Source organism: Nonomuraea sp. NPDC026600, from assembly GCF_040638335.1.
Classification (GTDB): domain Bacteria; phylum Actinomycetota; class Actinomycetes; order Streptosporangiales; family Streptosporangiaceae; genus Nonomuraea.
On record NZ_JBEZYD010000087.1, the window covers coordinates 1 to 7,266 of the forward strand.

The 7,266-nt window shown below is 67.5% G+C and carries 7 protein-coding genes; all 7 read left to right on the forward strand.

Going from position 1 to position 7,266, the window contains the following annotated elements; genetic code table 11:
- The first annotated feature begins 93 nt into the window (after positions 1 to 93).
- The 7 genes from AB0F17_RS66030 to deoC are packed head-to-tail and all read left to right on the forward strand — an operon-like array spanning position 94 to position 7,183.
- Positions 94 to 489 (forward strand): hypothetical protein, encoded by a 396-nt coding sequence (locus AB0F17_RS66030; protein WP_358047709.1) that lies wholly within the window; start codon positions 94 to 96, stop codon positions 487 to 489.
- A complete protein-coding gene (locus AB0F17_RS66035) occupies positions 486 to 1,199 on the forward strand; it encodes an HAD-IA family hydrolase (RefSeq protein ID WP_358047711.1) in 714 nt (237 codons plus the stop codon). Before AB0F17_RS66030 ends, AB0F17_RS66035 begins: the two co-directional genes overlap by 4 nt.
- Positions 1,189 to 3,135 carry a sugar nucleotide-binding protein gene (locus tag AB0F17_RS66040; protein ID WP_358047713.1) on the forward strand — a complete coding sequence of 649 codons (1,947 nt, stop codon included), beginning with the start codon at positions 1,189 to 1,191 and terminating at the stop codon, positions 3,133 to 3,135. The genes AB0F17_RS66035 and AB0F17_RS66040 overlap by 11 nt, the downstream gene beginning before the upstream one ends.
- Positions 3,128 to 4,108, forward strand: coding sequence for a sugar phosphate isomerase/epimerase (locus tag AB0F17_RS66045; RefSeq protein ID WP_358047715.1), 981 nt, complete (start codon positions 3,128 to 3,130; stop codon positions 4,106 to 4,108). The genes AB0F17_RS66040 and AB0F17_RS66045 overlap by 8 nt, the downstream gene beginning before the upstream one ends.
- Positions 4,108 to 5,553, forward strand: coding sequence for a glycosyltransferase (locus tag AB0F17_RS66050; protein WP_358047717.1), 1,446 nt, complete (start codon positions 4,108 to 4,110; stop codon positions 5,551 to 5,553). Before AB0F17_RS66045 ends, AB0F17_RS66050 begins: the two co-directional genes overlap by 1 nt.
- Complete coding sequence (locus AB0F17_RS66055) at positions 5,550 to 6,755, forward strand: MFS transporter (RefSeq protein ID WP_358047719.1); 1,206 nt, start codon at positions 5,550 to 5,552, stop codon at positions 6,753 to 6,755. The genes AB0F17_RS66050 and AB0F17_RS66055 overlap by 4 nt, the downstream gene beginning before the upstream one ends.
- Positions 6,752 to 7,183: a deoxyribose-phosphate aldolase gene (gene deoC / locus AB0F17_RS66060; protein WP_358047721.1), complete on the forward strand. Its 432-nt coding sequence runs from the start codon at positions 6,752 to 6,754 to the stop codon at positions 7,181 to 7,183. Before AB0F17_RS66055 ends, deoC begins: the two co-directional genes overlap by 4 nt.
- Positions 7,184 to 7,266: the final 83 nt, after the last annotated feature.

Here is a 7,266-nt window from a genome sequence, read left to right on the forward strand (position 1 = left end):
ACGCCACCCACCCGAACCACTCTCGACCGACCAGCGCTGACAGCTCTGCACGTTTACCCGTACTCAGCTCTGCACTCCAAGTAGTACGCCGACATGCGCAGGCCCTTGAACTTCGGCCACACCGTGGGGCATGCGATCGAAACTGTCACTGGCTACGGCCCGGTCCTTCATGGAGAGGCGGTTGCCCTTGGCATGGCAGTGGCGGCGCGCATTTCGCTGGCCCGCGGGTGGGTCGGCCAGGCCTCCTACAGCCGATTGGTGACGCTTCTTCACCGAGCCGGGTTGCCGCACACCATCGCGCAACTCGGCCTTCCCGTCGATGCCGATGATGTGGTGAAGGCGCTGGGCAAGATCCGGCTCATCAGGGACGGCCGCCTGCGGTTCGTGTTACCGCTCGAGGTCGGAGAGGTCGCCATCACCGACGACGTCACCGACGAGGAGATCCGCCGCGCTCTGGATGTGCCGGTGGCCGTAAGGAACGCCCGATGAGCATGCCGGTGTGCTCAGGCATCCTGTTCGATCTGGATGGAGTCCTCGTCCACTCGTCCGCAGCGGTGAGCCGGTCGTGGCGGCGCTGGGCTGCCGAGAACGGATTGCCGGTGACAACGGTCGAGCAGTCCGCGCACGGTCGGCGCACGGTCGACACCGTCCGAGTGCTGGCTCCCCATCTCGATGCGGCGGCAGAGGCGACTCGCCTGGAAGCTGAGCAGGCGCGGGACACCGAGGGAATCACTGCCGGCACCGGAGCGGCGGCCCTGCTCGAGGCCCTGGAGCCGACGGAATGGGCTGTGGTCACTTCCGGCACCCGTCCCCTGGCCCTGGCCCGCCTGGCCGCCGCCGGCCTGCCGCGCCCAGGGATGCTCATCGCCGGAGACGACGTGACCAGCGGCAAACCCTCCCCTGAGGGCTACCTGCGCGGCGCGGCCGCCCTCGGACACCCACCCGAACGTTGCCTGGTCATCGAGGATGCCGCAGCCGGTATCCAAGCCGCCCGCTCGGCGGGCGCCTTCGTCATCGGCGTGACCAATGGAGGGGAACAGACACACCTGGCCGGCGCCGATGCCATCGTGCAGACGCTGGCCGACCTACAGCTACGACGAGAGCCTGACGGCGGCATCGTCCTCGATGCCGCGAGCGCCGCCCGGCCAGGTTCACCCGCTGGGCGATCACAAGGGAGTTGGTCGGCAGTTGACGTATGAACCTCCGATCTTCGTCGTCGGGTTGGGCCTGATCGGCGCCCAGGTCGCCCGGCACCTCCGCCAGACCGGACATCGGGTGGTCGGCGTCGCACGCCGCCCGGGCAGCGGAGCCGACACGCTAGCCCTGGACCTGTCCGATTCCGGTGACCGCGCGAGCTTGGCAGAGGCCGTCCGCGAGGCCGCCCCGCGGTCGGTGGTGCTGGTACACGGCCCCAGCGATGTGACCTGGTGCGAGCGGGAACCCGAGGCGGCGATCACCGTCCATGAGGAGGTGGCTTCGCTGCTTGCCGATGCCGGCTCCCCGGTGGTACTCGTCTCGACCGACAACGTTTTCGACGGCCGACGGTCGCGCAACCGTGTCACAGATCCGGTGGCGCCGCACAACGCCTACGGCCGTGCCAAGCTCGCCGCCGAGCGTCGGCTTCTCGATCACGCCGACGAGGCGGTACGTCACGTCGTTCTACGAGTGTCGCTGGTCTATGGCTGGTCGACCGGAACCCACCGGCTGAACTTCGCCGAACTGTGCCTACGAGCTCTGGCCCGTGGTCAGCCGATCGAGGCACCCGACGACCAGTACTTCACGCCGATACACAACGACGATGTCACACGTGTCGTCGCCGCCGTCGCGGCCGCACCACAGACAGCCCCCTCGGTGGCCCACGTTGCCGGTCAGGTACATCTGACTCGCGCCGACTTCGCCCGAATCGCCTGCCAAGTGACCGGAGCACAGCCCGGCCTGGTACGGGCGGTGCCGCGCGCCGCGACCATCTGGGCCAGCCGACCGGCGAACTCCTCACTCGCGGCCAGCGACCTGACGATGGTTCCGGGATTGGCCGACTACCGTCCGCGCACCCCCGAACAGGGCCTTGGGGCGATGTGGGCGAGCCCCGACCGCGGCTCCCACCTCTCACCGGGTAGCAGAGCCCGGCTTCGCTCCCACAATCGCCCTCAGCCGACTTTCGGTGTTGACGCTGGAGGCTCGCATACCCGCGTTCTCATCCGCGACGGTGACGGCGTCCAGCACAGCACCGTTCTCGATTCGCTCAATCCCGCCGGAGCAGGAGCACATGCCGCAGCTCGACGACTGCGCGAAGTGCTCAGCCTCGTGCGAAAAGCGGTAGGCGGCGTTCCCGTCCTCGGATGGCTGGCTTCGGCGACCGTCAGCGCCGAGACCGCCGATGAGCAGGTACGGCTCATCCAGCAGGCAGCGACCGAGGCCGGAGTGCGCGGCACCGTGATGATCTCCAACGACGCGATCCCCCTGCTGCTCGCCCCTCCGCTCCTCGGTTCGGGAAGCGTGGTGATCGTCGGAACCGGCAGCGGCTTTCTCGCTGGCAATGGCGATGGAGGTGTCATGCGCGCTGGCGGCTACGAGTACCTGGCCTCCGACGAGGCCAGCGCCTTCGACATGGGGCTTGCGGCGCTGCGGGCCGCTTGTCGTGCTCTTGATGGGCGAGGGCGTCCGACAAGACTGCTGCCTGAGCTGGAAGAGCAACTCGGCGAGCCTTTGCCCTCGGCCGCCCGGCGGCTCGCCGCCCTGGCCCATCCCAAAGGCGCGGTTGCCGCGTTGGCTCCCGTTGTCTGCCGAGCATGGCTCGACGACGATCCTGTCGCCTGCGGCATCATCGCCACCGCAGTCGATCAGCTGTCCTCGGCAACGGCGATGCTGCGCAACCGGGCCGGCTGCCACGACGAAGCCTCCACCGTGATCACGGGGGGAGTGGCCACCGGATGTCCACCCTTCGCGCAAGCACTCTCAACGGCGCTGCGCAGCAGATGCGGTGACCACCCTATCGAGATACGCGCCGATGCGGCCATCAGCGCCCTGGCCTTGGCAGAGCAGGCGCCCCAGGTCTTCGCCAAGGCTGAGGCCTTCTGGACGGTCCGCCTGCCCGGCTCCTTCACCGCTGACGGAAACGATCACGGTCATGACTGAGCAACCACTGCCCCGTCTAGGTGTGTGCGCCGCAGCCTTCGGCGACTGCGAGCTGAGCCAAGCACTCATATCCATCGGAGAGCTCGGCCTGAATCTCATCGACCTGCCCACCGACTCCACACTGCGCCTGCTGCCTGACATCGCCGTCCTGGAGGACGCCTCATTCGGCGCCCATCTCGTCGCCATGCTGGATCAGCACCAGATGAAGGTCGGCTGTGTCAGCAACAGTCGCGACACACAATTGCTGCTAGGCCCGTACGGACCTCACACCGATCCGATCTGCGCCGGCACACCGCAGGCCAAACGCGCACACGCGCTTCGCCACGCCCTCGCCACCGTCCGCCTGGCCGCCGCCATCGGCGCCCCGCAGGTGCGGCTGTACTTCGGCTGTCCTGACTTCGCCCGCTGGCTCACATGGGGTTCGGCGACGGTGTCGTGGGAGGACAACATCGAGGCACTGGCAGCGGTGCTCATCCCCCTGCTGGATCAGTGCCGCGATTTCGGCCTGCGGCTGTGTGTCGAGCCGCATCCCAAACAAGTGCTCTTCGACGTCCACAGCACTCGCCAGACGCTGCGCCGCCTCGTCGACTACTCCGACGTGCTCCGCATCTGCCTCGACCCGGCCAACATCGCCACGCTGGGTTACAACCCCATGGACATCGTCACCGGATGGAGGGAAGAACTGGGAGCAATTCACGTCAAGGACCTTCAGATGTGGACAGGACCAGGTCGTCCCACCACGCCCGGCTGGATCCGCTACGGCCCTCAGCCACCCATCCGTTTCCGCACCCTCGGCCGCGGAGATCTGCCCTGGCCCGCCATGATCGACACACTCGTCGGTGAGGGCTACAGCGGAGACATCTACATCGAACACGAAGACGTGCTGCTACCGCGGCAGCAAAGCATCACCCTCGCCGCAGCACAGCTGGCAAACCTGCTCCCCGCAACCCCGCCCGAAGGGAGAACCTGGTAATGGCTGAAAACCGAACCAAAGTTTTCGAGGTCGACGTTCCCCCCTACCCCGGCCTCCCTCCCCAGACCGCTTCTCTCGACCCATCCCTGGCACAAGATCTGCAGACGGCGCGGAAGGCGCTGAGCGGTCGCACCGTCTGGCACGTCAACTCCACATGCGACGGCGGAGGGGTCGCCGAACTGCTGTACGGCTACCTGCGCCGACACAACGCTCTGGACATCCCCACGCGATGGCTGGTCGCAGACGCAATGCCGGAATTCTTCGCCATCACCAAACGGATCTACTTCAAGATCTACGGAACCGACCGGGACACCGAACCGTTCACCGCCGCCGAGCAGACCCTCTACGCCGAGATCACTCGCGAGCATGCGGCCGCGGTCGCTCAGCTGGTCCGCCCCGGAGACGTGGTCGTGCTCCACGATCCGCAGACGATCGGGATGACCGCAGTCCTGCGCGCAGCTGGGGTCACCGTCGTCTGGCAGTGCCACCTGGGCAGCCTCACACCCAACCTCCACACCGCCGAGGCATGGAAGTTCCTGGCACCCTATCTGGACCTGCCTCACGGCTATGTGTTCTCCCACCTCCGATACGTCCCATCCGAACTGCACGGTCCGCACACCCGGATCATTCTTCCCGCCATCGATCCCCATTCGCCCAAGAACCGGGAACTGCAACCCGACCAGGTACTGACCGTGCTCGCCGGCATCGGCCTTACCGCTGCGCATACCGGCCCCGACACGTTGGGCGCGGAGATCGGCCGTCCAGCCGGGTGGCTCAGCAAGCTCGCCCGGGTAGAGCATGACCAGCCGCTTCCCCCACAGGTACCGGTCGTCCTTCAGGTGTCGAGATGGGACACCCTCAAGGACATGGCCGGCGTGCTGAGCGCCTACGCCGCCGAGGTGGCTCCTCACACCGACGCCCATCTCGTCCTGGCCGGACCCGATCCGCTGGCCATCGCCGATGACCCGGGAGGCGTTGAAGTGCTCCAAGACGTCCAGCACCTGCGCGCGCAACTGCCGGCCCCGATACGCCGACGCGTCCACCTGGTGGCCACCGCGGGAGACGACCTCGAGGGCACCGCGTTCGTCATCAACGCCCTCCAGCGCCACGCACACGTGGTGACCCAAAAGAGCATCCGGGAAGGCTTCGGCCTGACGATCACAGAAGCGATGTGGAAGCACAAAGCAGTGGTCGCCCCCGCGGTCGGCGCGATACCCGAGCAGATCATCGACGGCCAGACGGGAATCCTGCTGAAGGACCCCCTGGACCTGGACGGATTCGGAGCAGCGGTACGCAAGCTCCTCGAAGACCCGACCCTGCGCGGTGAGATAGCAGCCACCGGTCAACGTCACTGCGCTCAGCAGTTCCTCATCGACCCGCAGCTGGGCAAGTACGCCCAGCTGTTCACCCTCCTGTGTGAGAACGTCCCACTGGATCGGCCATGAAAATCGAGCAACGAGTACCGGCGGCACCAACCTCCGCCGTACGAGCAGATGTGGTGGTACTGGCCGCCTTCGCCGGGTTCGGCGTGATATGGGGCATGTACGCCGCCGCGATCCCCGCGATCAGGGACGCCACCGCGGTGTCGGACGCCTTTTTGGGCACGGCCCTGTCCGGGGTCGGGCTGACCGCGCTGCCGGCGATGCTAATGTCCGGGCGGTTCATCGACCGGGCGGGACGGACGGCGTTCACCGCCGCGCTGGTGCTGTTCGCGATCTCGGCTCCGCTGGCGCTGGTGGTGACCTCCGCTCCCGCGCTGGTGGCGGCGCTGCTGGTGTTCGGTGGCTGCTCAGGCGCCTATGACGTGGCCATCAACCATGCCGCCGTTGCAGCCGAGGCGGCCACCGGGCGCAGGGTGTTGAATCGCGCCCATGCGGTGTTCTCCCTGGGACTGCTGGCCGGCAGCCTCCTGATGGGAGCGGCGCGTGGCGCCGGGATGCACCCCGGCTGGCCGCTGGTAGCCGCCGGGCTGCTGTTGCTGGCCGGAGCCGTGCCCGCTTGGCGGAACCTGACCGCCATCCACGCCCCCGCAGGCACCACACCGCCGCCCCGAGGGCGCGGGGCCTGGGCCGGGCCGATGGTCTGGGTAGCGGGCCTGCTGGGCGTGCTGGCCCTGCTCGTGGAAAGCGGCCTGCAGCAGTGGAGCGCCGTCTTCCTGGAGGACAACCTGCATACCGCCCCCGGTCTGTCCAGCCTCGGACCCGCCATCTTCGCCGCCTCCGCGGCCACCGGCCGCATGGCAGGCCACTTCCTGGGAAATAGGCTCGCCGACATCCCGCTGCTGGTGTGCTCAGGTCTGCTCGTCTGCCCCGGTGTACTGGTCTTGGCCACAGCCGACCACACCGCCGTCGCACTGGCGGGCCTGCTCATCGCTGGAGCCGGCATCTCCGTTGGCTCCCCGACCCTGTACGGATTCGCTGGAAGACGCGTCCCGGCCTCCGAACGCGGCCGTACCGTCGCGGTGGTCTCCGGAATCGCCTACGTCGGCCTGCTCGGCGGGCCAGGCGTCGTCGGGCAGATCGCCGCCGCCACCACCCTGCGCACCGCCTTCGCCTTCCTGGCCGCGGCAGCACTTCTCATGGCGATCGGCTCGCTCAGCCTGCGCCGATGGGCCAAGACCTCTCCATCTACCTCAGGATCTGTATGACCTTCACGACCACCGGCGACCTCACTGTCGCCGACGTTGCCAAGATGATCGACCACTCACTGCTGCGGCCCGAACTCACCGAAACCGACGTGCGGGCCGGATGCGCACTGGCCGCCCGCTACAACGTCGCTTCCGTCTGCGTGCGACTGGCTGACGTCCCCTTGGCGGCTGACCTGCTGAAGGGCACCGACGTACTCGTCGGAACCGTAGTGGGCTTCCCCCATGGTTCCTCGGCCACCGAGATCAAGGCCGCAGAAGCACACCTGGCGCTCCAGCAGGGCGCACGCGAACTCGACATGGTGATCAATATCGGAGCCCTACGCTCACACAACGACGCCGACGTGCAACGCGACATCGAAGCGGTGACGGCGCTCGCCAGCGACACCGTACCGGTCAAGGTCATCCTGGAGACCGCCTACACAGAATGAATTCGTAGAGTCGTAGAGTCGTGACTGCCTGCTGTCTCTGGTGTATGCCGGAGTCGTGAGGTACGGGCAGAGGGGCGGGTACA

What these genes read in the sequence shown, in the direction of transcription:
- AB0F17_RS66030 (WP_358047709.1), top strand. Translation starts at nt 94, where the DNA reads ATGCGCAGGCCCTTGAACTTCGGCCACACCGTGGGGCATGCGATCGAA.
- AB0F17_RS66035 (WP_358047711.1), top strand. Translation starts at nt 486, where the DNA reads ATGAGCATGCCGGTGTGCTCAGGCATCCTGTTCGATCTGGATGGAGTC.
- AB0F17_RS66045 (WP_358047715.1), top strand. Translation starts at nt 3,128, where the DNA reads ATGACTGAGCAACCACTGCCCCGTCTAGGTGTGTGCGCCGCAGCCTTC.
- AB0F17_RS66050 (WP_358047717.1), top strand. Translation starts at nt 4,108, where the DNA reads ATGGCTGAAAACCGAACCAAAGTTTTCGAGGTCGACGTTCCCCCCTAC.
- AB0F17_RS66055 (WP_358047719.1), top strand. Translation starts at nt 5,550, where the DNA reads ATGAAAATCGAGCAACGAGTACCGGCGGCACCAACCTCCGCCGTACGA.
- deoC (WP_358047721.1), top strand. Translation starts at nt 6,752, where the DNA reads ATGACCTTCACGACCACCGGCGACCTCACTGTCGCCGACGTTGCCAAG.